Below are 19,881 nucleotides of genomic sequence, written 5' to 3'. Positions count from 1 at the left end.
GCACGCTGAGCTTGGGTTGCGCCGGGACCTCCCCGGGTGCATCGGCGGCTTTCGTTCAACGATATGCTATCTGTGCATAGTCTGCCACAATCATTCCTGCTAAAGCGCTGTTTAGATTGCACAATGGCGCCTATCCCATTTGCCCGGCCGGGGAGGTCGACAGACCAGCGTGGCGCCAGAACGAGACCCGACAGAAGCCGAGATCGGCGCCCAGGCCCTGCGCGGTCTGCTGGACGTGGACAGCCTCAGAAGTGCGGCCTGGCTGGCTGGTTTTGCCGGCGGCGCCCTGCTGATTCTCACCGCCTTGGTTGCATGGCTGGGTACTGCCGAGACGCGGCTGGACAGTTATTGGCTGGGATGGGCGACGGCACCCGCGCTACTCGCCGCCTTCGGGGGGCCGGTACTCGGCCGGCGCTTGCTGAGTCGCCATTCGGTGGCCCGTTGGCGAATGTTCGTGACCGCAGTAATGGCGCTCAGCAGTGCCGCCTGGGCGTTCGCGCTTGCGGTTTCGATGACCTTCGATCCCCTCGAAGGCCGGCTGCTGGCGATCGTCTGCCTGGCGTTGGCGATCTCGCTGCTGCCGAACCTGTCGAGTGTGTCGTGTCTGATCACGCAACTGCTGGTGCAATTGGCATTCGCGCTCGGTCTGGTGTTCGTTTCCGGCCAACCGCTCCAGGAGCTGATACTCGCCGCCGGTGTGTGGGGGGCGCTGGCACTGTTGGCCGGCATGGCGGCCCTCTACGCGCGGCGTATACAGTTGACGGCGGCGGACCTCCATTACCAGCGGTTCGAGGCGTCCGAACTGCAGCGCCGTCTCGACGACGATGAGGCCCGCCTGCGTGAGGCCGAAGGCCGGCGGGTGACCCTGGAGGCCGAACTCGCCGAGATACTCAACCTCGCCGAGGACGCCAGCCGTGCCAAGACCGAGTTCCTGGCGACGATGAGCCACGAAATCCGCACCCCGCTGAACGGTATCCTGCCGATTCTGGAAATGCTGCGCGACACGCCATTGAACGGCGAGCAGCAGAAGTTCGTGCGCACGGCGCAGAGTTCGTCGCGCCACCTGTTGCGCATCATCAACGACATCCTCGACTTCGCCAAGGTCGAGTCCGGCAAGCTGCAGCTGGAGTCGATTGAGATCGATGTCCGCGATCTGGTCGGCTCGGTAACAGAGCTGATGAGCGGCAGTGCGCGCAATCACAACCTGAAGCTGAGTGCGAGTGTCGCCGAAAGCGTGCCTCACGTGGTGCGCGGCGACCCGATTCGCCTGCGGCAGATCCTGATCAACCTGGTGAGCAACGCGATCAAGTTCACTGAGGAAGGCGGCATCCGGGTGGAGGTGTCACGTGGTCAGACGAGCCAGAAGGAGGTCGAGTTGCTGTTTGCGGTGGCCGACACCGGCATCGGTATGTCGATGGAGACCGCCGATCGTCTGTTTCAGTCGTTCACCCAGGCGGATGCCTCGACCACGCGCAAGCATGGTGGTACCGGTCTCGGGCTGGTCATCTGCAAGCGCCTGGTCGAACTGATGGGCGGCAAAATCGGTGTGCGCTCGACCCCTGGGCAGGGTTCGACGTTCTGGTTCCTGGTGCCGTTGCGCAAATCGGTGATGGAGGTGCCTTCGGCACGTCGCAACCTGCAGGGGGTACGTATCCTTACCCTGATAGCGGATGCCGAGAATGCAGCGCGCGTTGCACAGAATCTGCGCAGTTGGGGGGTGGTCGAAGAGGCCACGATTGAACCTGCGGATGCGGTATCCAAGCTGCGCTCCTCGGCAATGCTGGGTGACAGCTGGGTCTACGAGTTGGTGTTGATCGATGGCACCGGTATCGAACATCGTTTACCCGGCTTGTTGGCCGAGATACGCAGTGTCGATGCCCTCAAACGCATCAACATTGTCGTTGCCGTGCGCTCGGACGCGCTGGCGCAGAAGATCAAACGTGAATTCGGCGTACTGGTGCTGACCGATGCGCTGCGTCCAGAGCCGCTGCGGCGCGTATTGCACCGCCTGTTCGATGTCGAGAGTCGCCATTTTGGGAATCCGGAACTCCGGCCGGAAGAGATCTATGATGACCTGAACGTCTCGGCGTGGGACGTCTCTCTCGACGAGATGCCTGAAGTGGTGAGGGGCGGCGAGTTTTCCGGCCAGGTGCTGCTGGTCGAGGACAATCCGGTGAACCTGGGTGTGGTGCGCAAGGCCCTGTCGAAGCTGGGCCTGGGTTGCGTGTCTGCGACTGATGGCAGCGAGGCTTTGTCACAGTTCGACAGCCAGCGCTTCGATATCATTTTCATGGACTGCCAGATGCCGGTGATGGATGGTTACGAGGCCACGCGCAGGATCCGGCAGCGTGAGAAAGGCGAGGGCCGTGCGCCGACGCCGATCATCGCAATGACGGCGAACGCGATGGAGGGCGACCGCGAGAAGTGCATCGATGCGGGTATGGATGACTACCTGGCAAAGCCGGTCAGTCTCGACGAATTGCGTAACTGTGTTGCCGGCTGGATCACAGCAGCGGCGAAGCTGCCTCAGCGGGCGGCCCTGAATGCACCGGTCAAACAGGAGCAGGAGAAGGTGATGAATCCGGTTCTCGACGAGGGCGTACTGCGTGAACTGCAGGAGATCATGGAAGACGACTATCTGAGTCTGCTGCGCACCTATCTGCGCAATGCGCCGAAACTGCTTGCTGATGGGCACGCGGCGATCGACCGGGGCAGCGTCGAGGCGCTGGTCAACCCGGTGCATTCACTCAAATCCAGCAGCGCCAATGTCGGTGCCATGCAACTTTCGGAGCTGGCGCGCGAGGCGGAGCGACTGGCGCGGGGTGGCAACCTGTCTGAAGCGTCGGCTGCGTTCCGCGCCGTCGAAGCTGCCTATCAGGTCGCCGAACAGGCGCTCAGGGAGCACGTCGCCAACGCCTCGGCTGCCTGACGCCGGACAGCGTCTCGTGTCTTACAGTGCCTCCGAGGCGAAATCGGCCAGACGCGAGCGCTCACCGCGCAGCAGCGTGATATGTCCGCCGTGCGGCCAGTTCTTGAATCTGTCCACCACATAGGTGAGGCCCGACGTGGTCTCTGTCAGGTAAGGCGTGTCAATCTGTGCGACGTTGCCCAGGCACACGATCTTGGTCCCCGGCCCGGCGCGCGTGATCAACGTCTTCATCTGTTTCGGCGTGAGGTTCTGCGCCTCATCGAGAATGATGTATTTGTTCAGGAAGGTGCGTCCGCGCATGAAGTTCAGGGAGTGAATCCTGATCCGTGAGCGCAACAGGTCGTCGGTGGCCGCGCGGCCCCACTCGCCACCCTCTGTCTGCGTCAGGACCTCGAGATTGTCCATCAGGGCTCCCATCCACGGCGTCATCTTTTCCTCCTCGGTACCTGGCAGGAAGCCGATGTCTTCGCCGACCGGCACGGTGACACGGGTCATGATGATCTCGCGGAAGCGGTTCTTGTCGAGGACCTGGGCAAGGCCAGCCGCCAGCGCAAGCAGCGTCTTGCCGGTACCCGCGGTACCGAGCAGGGTGACGAAATCGATCGATGGGTCCATCAGCAGGTTGAGCGCGAAGTTCTGCTCGCGATTGCGTGCACTGATGCCCCAGACCGCGTGTTTGCTGGAGCGGAAATCCTTGACGATCTCTATGATTGCGTCGTCGCCGTCCTTGCTGCGGACGACCGCCTCGAACGGCTGTTCGCCCTCCATGTACAGGCACTGATTGACATACCACTTGGCCGTGTCAGGCCCCTTGACCCGGTAGTAGGTGTGTCCGTCCTCCTGCCACGAGTCAATGTCCTTGCTGTGACTCTCCCAGAAATCACCAGGCAGCTCCGATTCGCCGCTGTACAGCAGGTTGACGTCGTCGAGGACCTGGTCGTTGTGGTAATCCTCGGTGTGGATGCCGATCACCGCCGCCTTGATTCGCAGGTTGATGTCCTTCGATACCAGGGTGACATGGCGCTTCGGCGCCATCTCGGCCAGTGCCAGGGCGGTGCCGAGGATGTTGTTGTCCGGCGTATTGCCGGGCAGGGTCTGTGGCAGCTGCTTGGGCTGCAGTTGGGTCTGGAAGAACAGGTGGCCGCAATCGGCGTCGACCACGTCGTTGCGGAACTTCGCGGTACACGGCAGGGGCAGTCCGGAGTCGATGTCCTGCTTGGACGCAGAGGTCATCAGTTCGTCGAGGAAGCGGCTGACCTGGCGCGAGTTGCGCGCAACCTCCGACGTGCCCTTCTTGGCCCGGTCCAGTTCCTCGAGGACCACCATCGGGATGAAGATATCGTGTTCGGCGAAGCGAAAGATCGAGGTCGGGTCGTGCATCAGCACGTTGGTGTCGAGAATGAAGATCTTCTTGTCGTGGCGCGATTTGATGCCCATGGTGCTCCGCAGGGTGGAATCCGAAGGGTTACTTGTTCAGGGCCTTGACGGCATCGAGCACCTGCTCGACGTGACCCTTGACCTTCACGCCACGCCATTCCTGGCGCAACACACCGTCGGCGCCGATCAGAAAGGTGCTGCGTTCGATGCCGCGCACCTGTTTGCCATACATGTTTTTCATTTTGATGACGCCAAAGGCGTTGCACAGCGCTTCATCGCCGTCCGATACCAAGTCGAACGCAAACGACTGTTTGGCCTTGAAGTTATCCTGTGCCTTGAGGCTGTCGCGCGAGGCGCCGAGGATTGCGCAGGACTGCCGTCTGAACTTCGCGATCGCGGCGCTGAAGTCGAGCCCTTCCTGAGTGCAGCCCGGTGTGCTCGCCTTCGGGTAGAAGTACAACACCAGGGGCTTGCCGGCGAAATCGGAGAGCTTCACCCGTCGATCTCCGGTCAGATGGAGTGTCAGGTCGGGTACCTTCTTGCCAACAACGGCGTCAGCCATGGATGTCAGGCCTCCTGTGCGTTTCAGCCCTTGATCGGTTCGAGCACCGCGTCGATGTTCATGCTGTCACAGAAATCCATGAACTCGTCACGCAGTGCCGCGATGTGGATGTCGGCCGGGATGCCGATACTCATTCGTACCGAAAACATCGGTGTTCCGGTATGTGCGGCCGCATAGGAACTGGTGGTCATATCTTCGATATTGATGTTCTTTTCCGAGAAGAAACTGGCCAGGCTGTACACGATCCCCGGGTGATCCAGCGATACCACGTCCACACCGTAGGGCAGGAGATTGGCGTTGCCCGTCCGTTCCTCGGTGCGTTTGGTGTTGATCGTGAGGTCCAGGCGTTCCTGGAGTTCCGGCACCTGGTCCTCCAGTTTCGCCAGGCGATTCCAGGGCCCACAGACCAGCAGCAGGATCGCAAACTCACCGCCCAGAACCGTCATGCGGCTGTCGGTGATGTTGCAGTCGAGTTCGTAAATCGCCTTTGAAAGCTGATTGACGATGCCCGGACGGTCTTTTCCCAGGGCTGAAATGACGAGGTGACTGTTTTTGACAGGCATGGCAGGCAAAGGGTGGCGTGCTGAAAGTGGAAGGGCGCCAGTGTACTGCTGCGTTCGCCCCTTGTCTCGCCTCGTGGTAGCGGAAGCGCTTGTGGACCTCAGGCGTCTCCGATATCGGCGTCGCGCAGGGCCTGGGCCGCTGCTTCAGGGCTGACCGTGCTGACGAACAGGCCCGACCCCAGTTCGAACCCGGTAGGGATACTGGTGCGTGGGCAGATCTCCAGGTGCCAGTGATAGCTGTCCTGGCAGTCGTCGTACTCGCTGCCATGCGGCACCGAGTGGAGGAAGAAGTTGTACTGCACGCCACCGACCACCTTGTCGAGACGGGCCATCGTACGGCGCAGCACGCGGGCGAAATCGTCGAGATCGTCACGGTTGGCCTTGAGAAAGTCGGCCTGATGCTGCAGCGGGAGTATATGGATCTCCCACTCGAAGCGACTGGCAAAAGGTTTGATCGCAACGAAGTGCTTGCCACGCTCGACGACGTATTGCCCGACATTGATCTTGCGCCGGATCTGCCCGGAATCTCGATCGTAGATCGTCGCCTCGTAGGTCAGGGCCTCGTCGATCAATGAGCAGAACACGCAGTGGTTCAGCTTCCTGTGGTATTCGCGGCTGTGCTGGACCTCGTTCTGCACGTTTTCGGGCACCACCGGTGTGGCGATGATCTGGCTGTGCGTGTGCGCGATGCTGGCCCCGGCGGCAGCGCCGAAGTTCTTGAACACCAAGACATATTTCAGGCGGCGGTCAGACGCGTACAACTCGGCCATGCGTTGCTGGTAGACCGAGAAAAGGTCCGCCAGGTGCGCCTGAGTCATCTCGTGCAGGGCGATCCCGTGGCTGGCGTTGTCGATCACCACCTCGTGTCGGCCATAGCCGTCGATCACCTGCTGCAGGCCGAAGGCGATGTTCGACTGTGCGCGGTCGTCACCCAGAACGGGATAGAGGTTCGGCACGATCCGGATCGCCCATTCATCCCCCTCCGGGTAGGATTTGATCTGTGGTGGGGTGCGTTCCTCGTTGCCACGGCAGAACGGGCAGGTCTCTACGACCGCGCGGGTATCGCGTTCGACACGTTTCTCGGCGTTTTTCGGGCGCATGCCGCGGGCGGTGGCGACCAGCACCGACTCGGTCGGGACTATGGGGTTGATCCTGATTTCGCGTACGTTTTCGCCGGATTCGCTCATGCCGATTCAAATCTCCGTTGCTGATCGCTCGTTTCTACTGGCACGGGCGGCCACCCTCAAGCTGACCATATTAATGGGGGCATCGAATCGCCGCCGCGGCTGAATGTTTCTTGGCACGCCAAAACGCGCCGCGATAGAATCAAACGCTTGATTTCCATCGGAGCCAGCGGATGATCCAGGGCAGTCTGGTCGCGATTGTTACCCCAATGCACGCCGACGGCGGGGTCGATGAGCAGGCGTTCCGGCGCCTGATCGACTGGCATGTGGCGCAGGGTACCGACGCGATCGTCGCTGTCGGCACCACGGGCGAGTCGGCCACCCTCGATGAAGACGAACATTGTGCCGCCATCGCCGTTGCGGTGGATCAGGCCGGAGGCCGTATCCCGGTCATCGCCGGTACCGGGGCCAACTCCACCAGCGAGGCCATTGCACTGACCCGATGTGCCAAGGCTGCCGGTGCGGATGCCTGCCTGCTGGTCACGCCGTATTACAACAAGCCGACCCAGGAAGGGCTTTTCCTGCATCACAAGGCAGTCGCCGAGGCGGTCGACATCCCGCAGATCCTGTACAACGTGCCCGGGCGCACCGCGGTCGACATGCTCCCCGAAACGGTCGCGCGCATCGCCCAGGTCGACAACGTCGTCGGGGTCAAGGAGGCGACGGGACAGCTCGACAGGATCACCCGCCTGCGAGAGCTGACGCCACCCGGTTTCGCGGTCTACAGCGGTGACGATGCCACGGCCCGCGAGGCCATCCTGCTGGGCGCCGATGGTGACATCTCGGTCACTGCGAACATCGCACCGGCCGCCATGCACGCGATGTGCGCGGCCGCACTCGCCGGGGACAGTGCCCGGGCGGAGCAGCTGGATGCACCCCTGGCGGGCCTGCACAGGGACCTGTTTCTCGAGGCCAATCCGATCCCGGTCAAATGGGCGTTGGCCGAGATGGGCCTGATCGAACGCGGTATTCGCCTGCCGCTGACCTGGTTCTCAGAAAGCTTCCACGGGCAACTGCGTGCAGCCATGCAGCAGGCCGGTATCCTTTAGACTGCGTCGAACGCGCGCCGCTCCGGGCTGGCGCTGCAGGATCCTTGATAATGATGAAAAAGTTGTCTCGTAACTCGCTTCTGGCCCTGTTTGCTGTCGGCATCGCTGCCTGCAGCAGCGTCAACGTCGATGACGTATTGCCGGACAAGGCGGTTGAATACAAGCGCGAGACCCAGGCCGATCGCAACCTCGAACTGCCACCCGACCTGACATCTGACCGGATCAATGACCGCATGAGCGTGCCAGACAGCATCGGCGGCGTGTCGACCAGTTATTCCGAGTACCTGACCGATCGCAAGCTGCGTGGTGCCGACGACGCCACACGTGTGGCGGTGGCGGGCAGTGTGCTGCCGGCGGTCAAGGACATTGAAGTCCGGCGTGACGGTGATTCTCGGTGGTTGGTGGTTACCGGCTCGGTCGAAGAAGTCTGGCAACGCGTGGTCGATTTCTGGCAGGAAGCCGGCATCCTGATGCTCGAACAGGATCCGACCGTGGGCATCATGCGCACTGCGTGGATTGAGAACCGGGCGAATATCAGTCGGGATTTCGTTACCGACGCAATACGCAAGACTCTTGATGGCCTCTACGAGACCGGTTTTCGCGACCAGTACCGGGTGCGCCTCGAGCGTTCGACGGATGGCCGGACCGAGGTCTATATGACCCATTTCGGTATGGAAGAGCAGGTTATCCAGGGCTCGGGTGGAACCACCGAACGCACCGTCTGGGTGCCGCGTGAACGTGATCCGCAGCTCGAGGCCGAGATGCTGCGTCGCCTGATGGTGTACCTCGGTGCGCTGGATGAGCGGGCCCAGGCCCAACTGGCTGCAGGCGGTCAGCGCCAGCAGACCCGTTCTCAGCTGCTTAATACGCGCACCGGCACGCAGCTGCTGATCGACGACACCTTCAGCCGCTCCTGGCGCCTGGTCGGTCTGGCACTCGACCGGGGCGGCTTTGCAGTCGAGGACCGTGATCGCTCGGCAGGCATCTACTACGTGCGTTACAACGACCCCTCGAAAGAGGACGCCGACGAGGGCTGGCTGTCGAGTCTCAAGTTCTGGGGCGACGACAAGGATGTGGACAAGGTCAACCGCTATCAGGTGAAGGTCGGCGACAATGGCGATCGCACCGTGGTGACCGTGGCCAACGACAAGGGTGAGCCGGACGCGTCGCCCACATCGATTCGCATCCTTACACTGTTGAACGAGCAGATACGCTGATCCCGGATGGCGTTTCGCTTTGCCTCGCTGGGCAGCGGCAGTCGCGGTAACGCGACGGTCATCGAGGCGGGGACGACTCGGGTGTTGGTGGATTGTGGTTTCGCGGCACGCGAATTCGTGTCGCGATGCCACCGGCTTGATTTCGACCCGACCGCTCTGACCGCGATCCTGGTAACCCATGAGCACGGCGACCACATGCGTGGCGTCGGTGCGGTCGCGCGACGTTTCGGGATCCCGGTGTGGATGACCCACGGTACCTGGCGTGCGGCGGATTTCGGCGCCATCAGCAGTCTCAATCTGTTTGCCGGCCATGCTGGTGGGTTCCGGATCGGCGAGTTGGCCATCACGCCGGTCCCGGTGCCGCATGATGCACGTGAGCCCACACAGTATGTATTCGACCATGCCGGCCAGCGTCTCGGCCTGTTGACCGACCTGGGCAGCATCACCCCGCGCGTGGTTGAGGCATTTGATGGGGTCGACGCCCTGCTGCTCGAATGCAATCACGACCTGGAAATGCTGGCCAGCGGTCCGTATCCGCCCAGCCTGCAGGCCCGTGTCGGCGGCCTGTACGGTCATCTCAACAACACCCAGGCGGCGGATTTTCTGCGCCGCATCAACCACGGCCGGCTGCGCCACCTGGTGGCGGCGCACCTGAGCGAGAGGAACAACTCGCCGGAACTGGCGCGGCAGGCACTGGAGGGCGTGTCCGCGGATCTTGGTGCCTGTCTCAGCCTGCTGATCCAGGATCAGGCCAGCGGTTGGTTCGCGATCTCGTCCTGACGCGTCGATCGCGCTGCAGTATCATTTTAGGCTTGCCATCCTGGCTGAAGTTTCTGGGGTTCCCATGCTGATACTGCGCGGCGCGCCCGCTCTCTCCGATTTCCGTTTGCAGAAGATCCTGAACCGCCTGGTGCCGGTGGCAGGACCCGGTGTGCGTGTCAGTGCCGAGTTCGTGCATTTCGTGGACGTCGATGCCGATCTGGGCGACGCCGCGGCCGGCGTTCTGCAGCGTCTGCTCGAATACGGTCCGGCACATGGTGAGCCGGGTGAAGACGGACAGCTGTTTCTGGTGGTGCCAAGGCCCGGCACGATCTCTCCCTGGTCGAGCAAGGCCACGGATATCGCACACAATTGCGGTCTGAGCGAGATCCGCCGGATCGAGCGTGGTATCGCCTACTGGGTCGACGCGGGCGACCATGTGGGCGGAGCCGCGATCGCCGCGCAGCTTCACGACCGTATGACCCAGGTGGTGCTGCAGGACCTGGACTCGGCTGCCGTACTGTTCAGGCACGCCGAACCGCGGCCTTTCCGGCAGGTCGATGTGTTGCAGGGGGGGCGTACCGCCCTGCTGGCGGCCAATAGCGAGCTGGGGCTGGCCTTGTCGGATGACGAGGTCGACTACCTGGTCGAGAGTTTCAGTGCGCTGCACCGCAATCCCAGCGACGTCGAACTGATGATGTTTGCGCAGGCCAACTCGGAGCATTGCCGGCACAAGATCTTCAACGCGAGCTGGACCATCGACGGTGAGGCGCAACCGCATTCGCTGTTCGCGATGATCCGCAATACCACCGAGAAGTCGCCCGACGATGTGCTGTCGGCATACAAGGACAACGCGGCGGTGATCCGCGGCAGCGAAGGCTACCGCTTCTACCCGGATCCCCTCACCGGGGCGTACGGTCGGCATGACGAGGATATCCATATCCTGATGAAGGTCGAGACCCACAATCACCCGACCGCGATCTCGCCCGACCCGGGTGCGGCGACCGGCGCAGGCGGCGAGATTCGTGACGAGGGTGCGACCGGGGTCGGCGCCAAACCCAAGGCCGGGCTGTGCGGCTTCTCGGTTTCCAACCTGCGCATCCCCGGCGCTGTGCAGCCGTGGGAAGAGGACTTCGGCAAGCCGGGCCGGATCGTCAGCGCGCTCGACATCATGCTCGAAGGCCCGATCGGTGCGGCGGCATTCAACAACGAGTTCGGCCGTCCCAACCTGCTTGGATACTTCCGTACCTTCGAAGAAAAAGTGCCTGCGGCTCAGGGTGATGAACTGCGTGGTTATCACAAGCCGATCATGCTTGCCGGCGGTCTCGGCAATATCCGGGCGGGTCATGTCGAAAAGAAGGCGTTTCCCGCCGGCACACCGCTGATCGTCCTTGGCGGTCCGGCGATGCTGATCGGGCTCGGCGGCGGTGCCGCGTCGTCGATGGCCTCCGGTACCTCGGCAGAGGACCTGGATTTCGCCTCGGTGCAGCGCGCCAACCCGGAGATGGAGAGACGCTGCCAGGAGGTCATCGATCGCTGCTGGCAGCACGGTGGCGACAACCCGATCCTGTTTATCCACGACGTCGGGGCCGGCGGGCTGTCGAATGCGCTGCCCGAGCTGGTGCACGATGGTGAACGCGGCGGGCGTTTCGAACTGCGCGAGGTGCCCAACGACGATCTCGGCATGTCACCGATGGAAATCTGGTGCAACGAATCGCAGGAGCGCTACGTGCTGGCCGTGGCGCGTGACCGCCTCGCGGCCTTCGAGGCGATCTGCGAACGCGAACGCTGCCCGTATGCGGTGGTCGGCGAGGCGAGCGATGAACAGCACCTGGTACTGGGTGACCGGCACTTCGCCGCCAACCCGATCGATATGCCGATGTCCTTGCTGTTCGGCAAGCCGCCGCGCATGCAGCGTGACGTCGCGCGCAGCCAGCCGTCACTGCAGGCACTGCGACTGGACGGTGTCACTGTCGCTGAGGCGGTAGGGCGGGTGTTGCGGTTGCCGACGGTTGCCAACAAGACCTTCCTGGTGTCGATCGGTGATCGCAGCATCACCGGGATGGTGGCGCGCGACCAGATGGTGGGTCCCTGGCAGGTGCCGGTGGCCGACGTCGCGGTTACCGTGGCCGATTTCGACGGCTATCGCGGCGAGGCGATGAGCATGGGTGAGCGCACGCCGCTGGCACTGCTGGATGCTGCCGCGTCCGGCCGCATGGCGATCGGCGAGGCTTTGACCAACATCGCTGCGGCGGCGATCGGGCGTCTCGCCGATGTGAAGCTGTCGGCCAACTGGATGGCGGCGGCCGGCCACCCCGGTGAGGATGCACGCCTGTACGAGACCGTGCATGCCGTCGGCATGGAACTCTGCCCGGCACTGGGCATCGCGATCCCGGTCGGAAAGGATTCGATGTCGATGAAGACGGTATGGCAGCACCAGGGTGAGCGGCGCGAGATGAGTGCCCCGTTGTCGCTGATCGTCTCGGCGTTCGCGCCCGTGGTCGATGTGCGCCGGACCCTGACGCCGCAGCTGCGCACAGATGCCGGCGATACCGATCTGGTGCTGATCGACCTGGGACGGGGCAGAAACCGCCTCGGGGGTTCGGCGCTGGCGCAGGTCTATCGACAGATCGGTGACATACCGCCCGATGTGGATGACGCCGCGTTGCTCAAGGCCCTGTTTGCCGCACTTCAGGACCTCAATCGCGACGGACTGATCCTCGCGTACCACGACCGGTCTGACGGCGGCTTGCTCGCGACCCTGTGCGAAATGGCGTTCGCTGGTCGCTGTGGCCTGGATATCGACCTGGCAGGCTTGGCCCGGGACGACCTGTCCGTGCTGTTCAACGAGGAACTCGGCGCAGTGCTGCAGGTGCGCCACAGCGACAGCGATGATGTGCTGAATCTGCTCGAGCGTGCCGGACTGGGTGCATGCTGTCAGCTCATTGGCACGGTGAACGACGGCGCCGACATCCGCATCGCGCATGCCGAGCGTGAGGTGTTTGCAGCGAGCCGCGTGACCTTGCATCAGGCCTGGTCGGAAACCACCTCGCGCATGCAGGCATTGCGCGATGACCCGGAATGCGCCGCGCAGGAGCACGCGCGTATCGCCGCGCCGGATCCTGGGCTGTCGGTGTCTCTCAGCTTCGATCACAACGACGACATCGCTGCGCCGTTCGCCGAATCGCGTCACCCGCGGGTGGCGATCCTGCGTGAGCAGGGCGTGAACGGGCAGGTGGAAATGGCCGCTTCGTTCAACAAGGCGGGCTTCGAATGCGTCGATGTGCATATGTCGGACATCCTGAGCGGCCGGGTCAGCCTGGACGGTTTCCAGGGCATGGCGGCGTGCGGCGGCTTCAGCTACGGCGATGTGCTGGGTGCGGGGGAGGGCTGGGCCAAGTCGATCCTGTTCAACGACCGCGCACGTGATCAGTTCAGTGCCTTCTTCGAGCGTGAAGACACCTTCACCCTGGGGGTGTGCAATGGCTGCCAGATGCTGTCGAACCTGAAGTCGCTGATCCCGGGGGCGCAGCACTGGCCGCATTTCGTGCGCAACCGTTCCGAGCAGTTCGAGGCGCGCTTTGTGATGGTCGAGGTCGAGCCGACACCTTCGATCCTGCTCGAGGGCATGGCGGGCTCGCGTCTGCCGATCGTGGTCGCGCATGGCGAGGGGCGGGCCGAGTTTGCCAGCGCAGAGCAACTCGGTTCGGTCGTGCCCCAGGTTGCGTTGCGCTATATCGAGAACAACGGCGAATCTGCCGTGCGTTACCCGGCCAATCCCAACGGCTCGCCTGGCGGCATCACCGGCCTGTGCAGCGCAGATGGCCGCGTCACGATCATGATGCCGCACCCCGAACGCGTCGTGCGCGCGGTGCAGAACTCCTGGCACCCGGACGGCTGGCTGGAGGATGCGCCCTGGCGCCGGTTGTTCCGCAATGCGCGGCGGTGGATCGGATGAAGCCGGACCAGGTCGAGGATCTGCAGGAACGTATCACTCACCAGGAACTGGCCATCGAGGCGCTGCACGAGAGCGTCGTGCGCCAGGACCGGGTGATCGCGGACCTGCAGGCCGAACTGGCGCAGGTCAAGCAACTACTGCGCGAACTGCGGCCGGCACTGCTCGATGCCAATGCGCATGACGAAACGCCGCCACACTATTGAATCGGCGCGCCGGCGTCGTGCAGCGATTCGCCGGGCCCGGCCGTGAACGCCGATCGCAGACGCATCGCCGTCTATGCGGCGGTCGTATTCATCAGCTCGGCTTTGCTGCTGATCCTCGAGATCGTCGCGGCGCGTCTGATCGCCCCGCATGTCGGTGTGTCGCTGTATACCTGGTCGGCGGTCATCGGCATCGTGTTGGCCGGGCTGTCGATCGGCAACGCGCTCGGCGGGGTCTGGGCGGACCGCAGGGCGAGCGCCGCGGCAGCCGGTGGTGTATTGATCATGGCCGGGCTATCCGCGCTGCTGATCCCCTTGTTGCTGTGGTTGACCGCCGGCGCCCTTCAGCAGTTCACCCTGTCGATCATGAGTTCGAGCCTAGTGCTGGTGCTGGCGTTGTTCCTGGTCCCGGCGCTGTTGATCGGTATCGTCACGCCATTGCTCACCACGCTGGCGCTCGCGCACAGTACCCAGCCCGGCCATATCGTCGGCATGATGCATGCGCTCAGTGCGACTGGCAGCATTGTCGGCACCTTCGCCGCCGCCTGGTGGCTCATCCCGACGCTGGGCTCACGCAACGTGGTGCTGGTCAGCGGCGTGGCCCTGCTGATCAGCGGACTCGTGTTCGTCCGGCCCCGGCACAACCCGCGCGAGGGGGTGCTGAGCCTGCTTGCGCTGCTGCTGGCCGCTGCTTTGTGTATCGGCACCCTGCTGCACCCGGCGCTGGCGTCACCCTGTGAGCGTGAGAGCAGCTATTTCTGCATCCGAACGATCGAAGAGGGCGAGCACCCGGCACTCGGTCGGATGCGCAGCCTGGTGCTCGACCATCTGATGCATGGCACCAATGTCGAGAACGACGGCACCTTCCTCGAGGCGCCCTATGTGCAGCTGATGCAGGAACTGATGTGCCGCCATCATCATGACAAGGCGAGTCTCAGCGCCTTCTTCGTCGGTGGCGGCGCCTACACCCAGCCGCGCGCGCTGTGGTTGTCGTCGATGGCGGTGGACATCACGGTTGCCGAACTGGATCCCGTCGTGACCGAAACCGCACGCGAGCGGCTGTTTCTCGATGACCAGGACATGCACGTCGTGCACGGTGACGCGCGTGCCATTCTGCGCCGGCTGCCGGAACAGCAGCGATTCGATGTGATCGTCGGCGACGCATTCCACGATATCTCGGCGCCCTATCATCTGTTGACCGCGGAGTTCGCAGACCTGGTCCGGCGTCGTCTGCACGACGACGGGATCTACGTGCTGAACCTGGTCGACGTGTATCCCGACGGGCGATTGGCGCAGGCGTTGCTCAAGACCCTGCGCACGGCATTTACGCAGGTCGATGTATGGCTGCACGAGGTGCCGCTGCGGCCGACCCGGGTGACCTACGTGATCAGCGCCACCAATCATTCTGTCGACCGCGAGGGACCACGCGACCGATTGCGCGCGGTGACCCGGCCGGCGCGCAGTTGGACGCGGATCACCGACCGCCTGGCCTCGAACGACGCCGCACTGGACGCGATACCGTTGCTCACCGATGACAATGCACCCGTGGAACGTCTGATCTCCCTGCTGTTCACCAGCGGCCTGGGCCAGTGATCGGCATGGGGGCGGATCGGGACCGCGCATGTCCGGCGTTATTCGGGGATCTCGAGATAATCCGGCGACCAGTTGTTGTCGTCGGCGATCTTTGCTGAAGGACGGCCGCCGGTGCGGCGCAGCCGCGCCTCGACCAGGGCCGCGGTGATCGCCGCACGGTCCAGCACCTGCGGATACAGCGGCAGCTGTTCGGCGACGCGCTCGGCATGGCGACAGGCCTCCCGTTCCAACGCGGCGCGCTGCGCCATGGCGAGACCCGGCAACTGCAGCAGTGCAGGCGCCTGCCAGTGGTGGACCGCGGTGAGCCACTCCCTTTGCTCCGGCATCAGTGCCTCGGGGTCGACGAACAGCGTCGCAAAACGTCCATCAGGCAGCCGCTGCGCATCGCCGCTCCCCGGCTGTAGTGCTTCCGCTGTCAGGGCACGGCCGCTGCCATCGGCATGGCGTTCGAACCACACAGCGCGTGGCTCCCGTCCGGCGAGCGCTGTGATCGCGGCGTGCAGCTGCCGGGCCTCCGGCAGCTGCGCCAGGCAGGCGCGGCCGGGCGTCCAGCGCGCCGCCACGGGCGGCTCGTGCGGATCACCCGCGCAATGGCTGCCGATCAGCGCCAGGGGCAGGCCGGTGCCGGCATGGGTGAGCCATAGCTCGAAACGGTCGGCGAGCGGGAACGGCAGTTCCGGGGCGCGGCGCATCACGGCCGCCAGCAGGTGTTCGCCCTCTGCACGGACGCGGGCATCGAAGGTCGGCAAACGGATCGGTGCGCGCCGCAGCCCGGTCTCGGTCGACCAGGTCGCGAATTTCACATCGGGGACCTTGATCTCGGCCTGTTCGAGCGCCGTCGGATCGTCATACAGACACTCGCCGCGCACATACAGCGTCCAGTTGCGCCCGTCTGTGGTCACCGCATCCGCCCACCGGGTAGTGACCGTGTGCATCACGCCCCGAAACGGGTTGAACATGCGCTGGCCGAAACAGCGCTCGGTGGCGACACCGGTGCAATCTTCCATACGTCCTTTTTATTATGACGGGACGGATGGCTCAAGTCGGGGACCAGGCCGATGAATCGCTGCAGGTCTTGTCGAACGCTGCGGGTAGCTTTGCTGTCGGTGCTACTTGGGGGCAGTGCCGGCTTTGCGGTGCTGGCGTACGGTGGCTCGCGCGATGCGTCGATGGTGGCGACCTTCGTCGCCGCGATGGTCCCGATTCTCGTATCCAGCCGACATAACCGTGAGCAAACCAAGGACAAGCGATGAAATGCCTGCCGTGGATGGCCGGTCTAAACTGACAGTGCCCACTGGATGCGAAACGATGCTGATCAAGAAACCGAGCGACATTCGACCCTCCGAGATTACCGACCGCGGCATCTACCTGAAGCGCCGCGAGTTCCTGCAGGCGGCCGCTGCACTGGGGCTCGGCGCCGTCGCCGGGCCCGCCTCGGCACTGGCGAAAAGCGAGGCGCATGGCACGCCGATCAAGGACCTCGTGAAGAGCGGGATCGGCGAGGGCATGCAGCCCACCGAATACGAGTACGTCACCGGCTACAACAATTTCTACGAGTTCGGTACCGGCAAGGGTGATCCGGCAGACAACGCCCACACGCTGCGCACCCGCCCCTGGTCGGTGGTCGTCGACGGTGAGTGCGAGGCACCTGGCGAGATCGGCATCGAAGACATCCTCAAGACACTGCCGCAGGAGGAACGTATCTACCGACTGCGTTGCGTCGAGGCCTGGGCCATGGTGGTGCCGTGGGTGGGTTTCCCGCTCGGTGAGCTACTCAAACGGTTCAAACCGACGTCCAGTGCGAAATATGTCGCATTCGAGACGCTCTACGACCCGAAACAGATGCCGGGACAGCGGCGCGCGGTGCTCGATTGGCCGTACCGCGAGGGCCTGCGCATCGACGAGGCGATGCATCCGCTGGCAATCCTGGCGACCGGCCTGTACGGGGAACTGTTGCCGAACCAGAACGGCGCGCCTTTGCGGCTCGTGGTGCCGTGGAAGTACGGGTTCAAGAGCATCAAGTCGATCGTGCGCATCAGCTTCACGCGCACCATCCCCGAGACGACCTGGTGGAAGATGGCGCCCGACGAGTACGGGTTCTATGCGAACGTGAATCCCGAGGTCGACCACCCGCGCTGGAGCCAGGCACGGGAGCGCCATATCGGCGAAGGCCTGTTCGCGAGCAAACATCCGACGCTGATGTTCAACGGCTATGCCGAACAGGTGGCGGGCCTGTACAAGGGCATGGACCTGCACAAATTCTATTGACAGCCATGGCGGAGAAACGAGAAACCTGGCTGCGCTTCGTGGCCAAGCCGGTGGTGTTCATACTGTCCCTTGCGCCCTTTGCATGGCTGTTGTGGGGTGCGGTCGAGGGAGATCTGGGCGCCAACCCGCTGGAGCACGTGACCCATGCGACCGGCGATTGGGCGTTACGCATGCTGCTTGTCACTTTGGCGATGACGCCGTTGCGGCTGCTCACCGGCAGCGCCGCATGGATCCGCTTCCGACGCATGTTCGGCCTGTTTGCGTTCTTCTACGCGAGTCTGCATTTCGTTGTCTGGATCTGGCTGGATCAGGAACTCGTCTGGAGCAACATGGTGGCCGACATCGCGAAGCGCCCCTACGTCACGGTCGGCTTCATCGCCTGGCTGTTGTTGGTGCCCTTGGCGCTGACCTCGACCCGCGGCATGATGCGTCGACTGGGGCGACGCTGGAAGACGTTGCACCGCGCCGTGTACGCCGCCGGCGTGCTCGGGGTGTTGCACTACATCTGGCTGGTCAAAGCCGATCTGCTGGAGCCCCTGATCTACGCGGGTATCCTCGCGCTGCTGCTCGCCGTACGTTGGCGTCCCAGGCTGCTCACGCGCGTCGGGTGGAACGGGCGGCCTATTAATGCTCGCTAATTTTTTTGATTAAAAATCGCCGTCTATACTCCATGCCACTCATGGACTGGCCAGCGTAAGAACAAGTCCAGAGGAGGATGGAGTAACGCCCCGCTATGCGGGGCGTTTGTTTGTCTGCGACCGGCTCACAACGGCTTTTGCATGAACTGGTTGCATTCGGCGGGTTCGAACCCGGTGGCCTGGTAAAGGCGGCGCGCGGCAGCGTTGTCTTCACGGACCTCGAGCGTGATCCGACAGCAGTCGAGTTCCCGTGCCAGGGTTTCGATACCCGCGATCAGGTGCCGTGCGGCGCCGAGCCTGCGCCATTCGGGCAATACCGCGATATCGTGGATATTCAACAGGGGCCGGGCGAGAAACGTCGAGTACCCCAGAAAACAGGTCGCGAATCCGACCGCCTCCCCGTCCTGTTCGGCCATCAGGCAATAGGCCCCGGGATGCCGGCGCAGGTCCCGTGGCAGGCGTTCGAGCACGGTGTCGCTGAGTGCCGCACCGCCTCCCATCGGGTCGCGCGCATAGGCATCCAGCAGATGGAGGTAGTCACGGGTGTCGTGCGGATCGGCGAAGTCCACCCGGCGCACGACGAGTGGCGACTCAGGCATGGCGCCCCGCCTGATCGACCGCGAACTGGCGGGCCACCCGGCCGCTGCGCGAGCCGCGCTGGCCCGCCCAGCGCAGCGCCGCAAGCCGCATCTGCTCGTCACTGCAGCTACCCGCGTGGAGTTTCTGCAACCAGTGTTCGACGATCGTCAGGTAGTCGTCCTGCGTGTAGGGGTAGAACGACAGCCACAGTCCGAAGCGCTCCGACAACGAGACTTTTTCCTCGATCGCCTCGCCCGGATGGATCTCGCCGTCTACGAGGTGCACGTCCTGGTTCTCCGCCTTCATCTCCGGCAGCAGGTGGCGACGGTTCGAACTCGCGTAGATCAGCACGTTGTCGGCCGGCGCGGCGATCGAACCCTCGAGGACCGCCTTGAGTGCCTTGTATCCGGCATCGTCGGCCTCGAACGACAGGTCGTCACAGTACAGCAGGAAGCGTTCCTCGCGTCCCTCGAGCAGATCCACGATCTCCACGAGGTCCACCAGGTGTTCTTTTTCGACCTCGATCAGGCGCAGACCGCGCTCGACGAACGCATTGAAGACGGCCTTGATCAGGGTTGATTTACCGGTCCCGCGCGCACCCCACAACAGCACGTTGTTTGCCGGCCGCCGTTGCACGAACTGCAGCGTGTTGCGGACCACCTCGGCCTTTTGCCGGTCGATGCACAGCAGGTCGTCGAGTTGTACGCGGTGCGGATGTCGGACCGGGAGCAGCCGCATGCCGTAGTGGTCGTGTCGCCAGCGGAATGCCTGATGCGCCCAATCGGGCGGAGTCGCATGGCCTGCCTGGAGCGCCTCCCAACGCTCGAGCAATCGGTTGGCGCGGGAAAAAAAATCTTTTTGTTCAGTCATTTGTCAATCTCGCTGCCATGTTGATGACGGCTGCCGGCCGCGATGCTGCGGCGCACTAAAAGGGTTGCAATTTTAGTAAATGCTTATATACTTGAAACATCTGACAGCGACCCCTGGACGGTCGCCACTGGCAAA

The 19,881-nt window shown here is 63.5% G+C and carries 17 protein-coding genes; 10 read left to right on the top strand and 7 right to left on the bottom strand.

Features of this window, described 5'->3' with window-relative positions; genetic code table 11:
* Positions 1-169: 169 nt before the first annotated feature.
* Positions 170-2,929, top strand: coding sequence for a response regulator (locus tag H6955_04415; protein MCP5312773.1), 2,760 nt, complete (start codon positions 170-172; stop codon positions 2,927-2,929).
* Between the two features lie 21 nt (positions 2,930-2,950).
* Here the strand turns inward: H6955_04415 and H6955_04410 are convergent, their stop codons facing one another.
* The 4 genes from H6955_04410 to H6955_04395 form a co-directional block, all read right to left on the bottom strand.
* Entirely contained in the window at positions 2,951-4,366 is a 1,416-nt protein-coding gene (locus H6955_04410; protein MCP5312772.1) for a PhoH family protein, read from the bottom strand.
* A 28-nt stretch (positions 4,367-4,394) separates the two neighbouring features.
* The gene (locus H6955_04405; protein MCP5312771.1) at positions 4,395-4,868 is read right to left on the bottom strand and encodes a peroxiredoxin; all 474 of its coding nucleotides are present in this window, start codon (positions 4,866-4,868) and stop codon (positions 4,395-4,397) included.
* A gap of 23 nt (positions 4,869-4,891) precedes the next feature.
* Complete coding sequence (locus H6955_04400; protein MCP5312770.1) at positions 4,892-5,431, bottom strand: glycine cleavage system protein R; 540 nt, start codon at positions 5,429-5,431, stop codon at positions 4,892-4,894.
* Between the two features lie 98 nt (positions 5,432-5,529).
* On the bottom strand, positions 5,530-6,618 hold the full coding sequence (locus H6955_04395) for a DUF4921 family protein (protein ID MCP5312769.1): 1,089 nt from the start codon (positions 6,616-6,618) through the stop codon (positions 5,530-5,532).
* Positions 6,619-6,788: 170 nt separating this feature from the next.
* Here H6955_04395 and H6955_04390 point away from each other — a divergent pair, with 170 nt between their 5' ends.
* The 6 genes from H6955_04390 (at position 6,789) to H6955_04365 (ending at position 15,391) form a co-directional block, all read left to right on the top strand.
* Complete coding sequence (locus H6955_04390) at positions 6,789-7,664, top strand: 4-hydroxy-tetrahydrodipicolinate synthase (protein ID MCP5312768.1); 876 nt, start codon at positions 6,789-6,791, stop codon at positions 7,662-7,664.
* 53 nt (positions 7,665-7,717) lie between these two features.
* Positions 7,718-8,881 carry an outer membrane protein assembly factor BamC gene (bamC, locus tag H6955_04385; GenBank protein MCP5312767.1) on the top strand — a complete coding sequence of 388 codons (1,164 nt, stop codon included), beginning with the start codon at positions 7,718-7,720 and terminating at the stop codon, positions 8,879-8,881.
* A 6-nt stretch (positions 8,882-8,887) separates the two neighbouring features.
* On the top strand, positions 8,888-9,661 hold the full coding sequence (locus H6955_04380; GenBank protein MCP5312766.1) for an MBL fold metallo-hydrolase: 774 nt from the start codon (positions 8,888-8,890) through the stop codon (positions 9,659-9,661).
* A 64-nt stretch (positions 9,662-9,725) separates the two neighbouring features.
* Positions 9,726-13,598 (top strand): phosphoribosylformylglycinamidine synthase, encoded by a 3,873-nt coding sequence (gene purL, locus H6955_04375; protein ID MCP5312765.1) that lies wholly within the window; start codon positions 9,726-9,728, stop codon positions 13,596-13,598.
* Positions 13,595-13,801 (top strand): SlyX family protein, encoded by a 207-nt coding sequence (locus tag H6955_04370; protein MCP5312764.1) that lies wholly within the window; start codon positions 13,595-13,597, stop codon positions 13,799-13,801. The genes purL and H6955_04370 overlap by 4 nt, the downstream gene beginning before the upstream one ends.
* Positions 13,802-13,843: 42 nt before the next feature.
* Positions 13,844-15,391, top strand: coding sequence for a fused MFS/spermidine synthase (locus tag H6955_04365; GenBank protein ID MCP5312763.1), 1,548 nt, complete (start codon positions 13,844-13,846; stop codon positions 15,389-15,391).
* 38 nt (positions 15,392-15,429) lie between these two features.
* Here H6955_04365 and H6955_04360 read toward each other — a convergent pair whose 3' ends face one another.
* Positions 15,430-16,398 carry a hypothetical protein gene (locus H6955_04360; GenBank protein MCP5312762.1) on the bottom strand — a complete coding sequence of 323 codons (969 nt, stop codon included), beginning with the start codon at positions 16,396-16,398 and terminating at the stop codon, positions 15,430-15,432.
* A 51-nt stretch (positions 16,399-16,449) separates the two neighbouring features.
* Here H6955_04360 and H6955_04355 point away from each other — a divergent pair, with 51 nt between their 5' ends.
* The 3 genes from H6955_04355 to H6955_04345 are packed head-to-tail and all read left to right on the top strand — an operon-like array spanning position 16,450 to position 18,297.
* The gene (locus H6955_04355; GenBank protein MCP5312761.1) at positions 16,450-16,644 is read left to right on the top strand and encodes a hypothetical protein; all 195 of its coding nucleotides are present in this window, start codon (positions 16,450-16,452) and stop codon (positions 16,642-16,644) included.
* A gap of 55 nt (positions 16,645-16,699) precedes the next feature.
* Positions 16,700-17,659: a protein-methionine-sulfoxide reductase catalytic subunit MsrP gene (gene msrP / locus H6955_04350; protein ID MCP5312760.1), complete on the top strand. Its 960-nt coding sequence runs from the start codon at positions 16,700-16,702 to the stop codon at positions 17,657-17,659.
* A gap of 5 nt (positions 17,660-17,664) precedes the next feature.
* Complete coding sequence (locus H6955_04345; GenBank protein ID MCP5312759.1) at positions 17,665-18,297, top strand: sulfoxide reductase heme-binding subunit YedZ; 633 nt, start codon at positions 17,665-17,667, stop codon at positions 18,295-18,297.
* Positions 18,298-18,422: 125 nt separating this feature from the next.
* On the opposite strand, the gene H6955_04340 is transcribed toward H6955_04345, so the two are convergent.
* Together H6955_04340 and H6955_04335 are read right to left on the bottom strand one after the other, a co-directional pair.
* The gene (locus H6955_04340; protein MCP5312758.1) at positions 18,423-18,896 is read right to left on the bottom strand and encodes a GNAT family N-acetyltransferase; all 474 of its coding nucleotides are present in this window, start codon (positions 18,894-18,896) and stop codon (positions 18,423-18,425) included.
* Positions 18,889-19,746 (bottom strand): ATP-binding protein, encoded by an 858-nt coding sequence (locus tag H6955_04335; GenBank protein MCP5312757.1) that lies wholly within the window; start codon positions 19,744-19,746, stop codon positions 18,889-18,891. The genes H6955_04340 and H6955_04335 overlap by 8 nt, the downstream gene beginning before the upstream one ends.
* Positions 19,747-19,881 lie beyond the last annotated feature (135 nt).

This window comes from Chromatiaceae bacterium, assembly GCA_024235395.1.
GTDB lineage: Bacteria > Pseudomonadota > Gammaproteobacteria > Chromatiales > Chromatiaceae > Thiosocius.
This window is presented reverse-complemented; position numbering and strand designations above follow the sequence as displayed.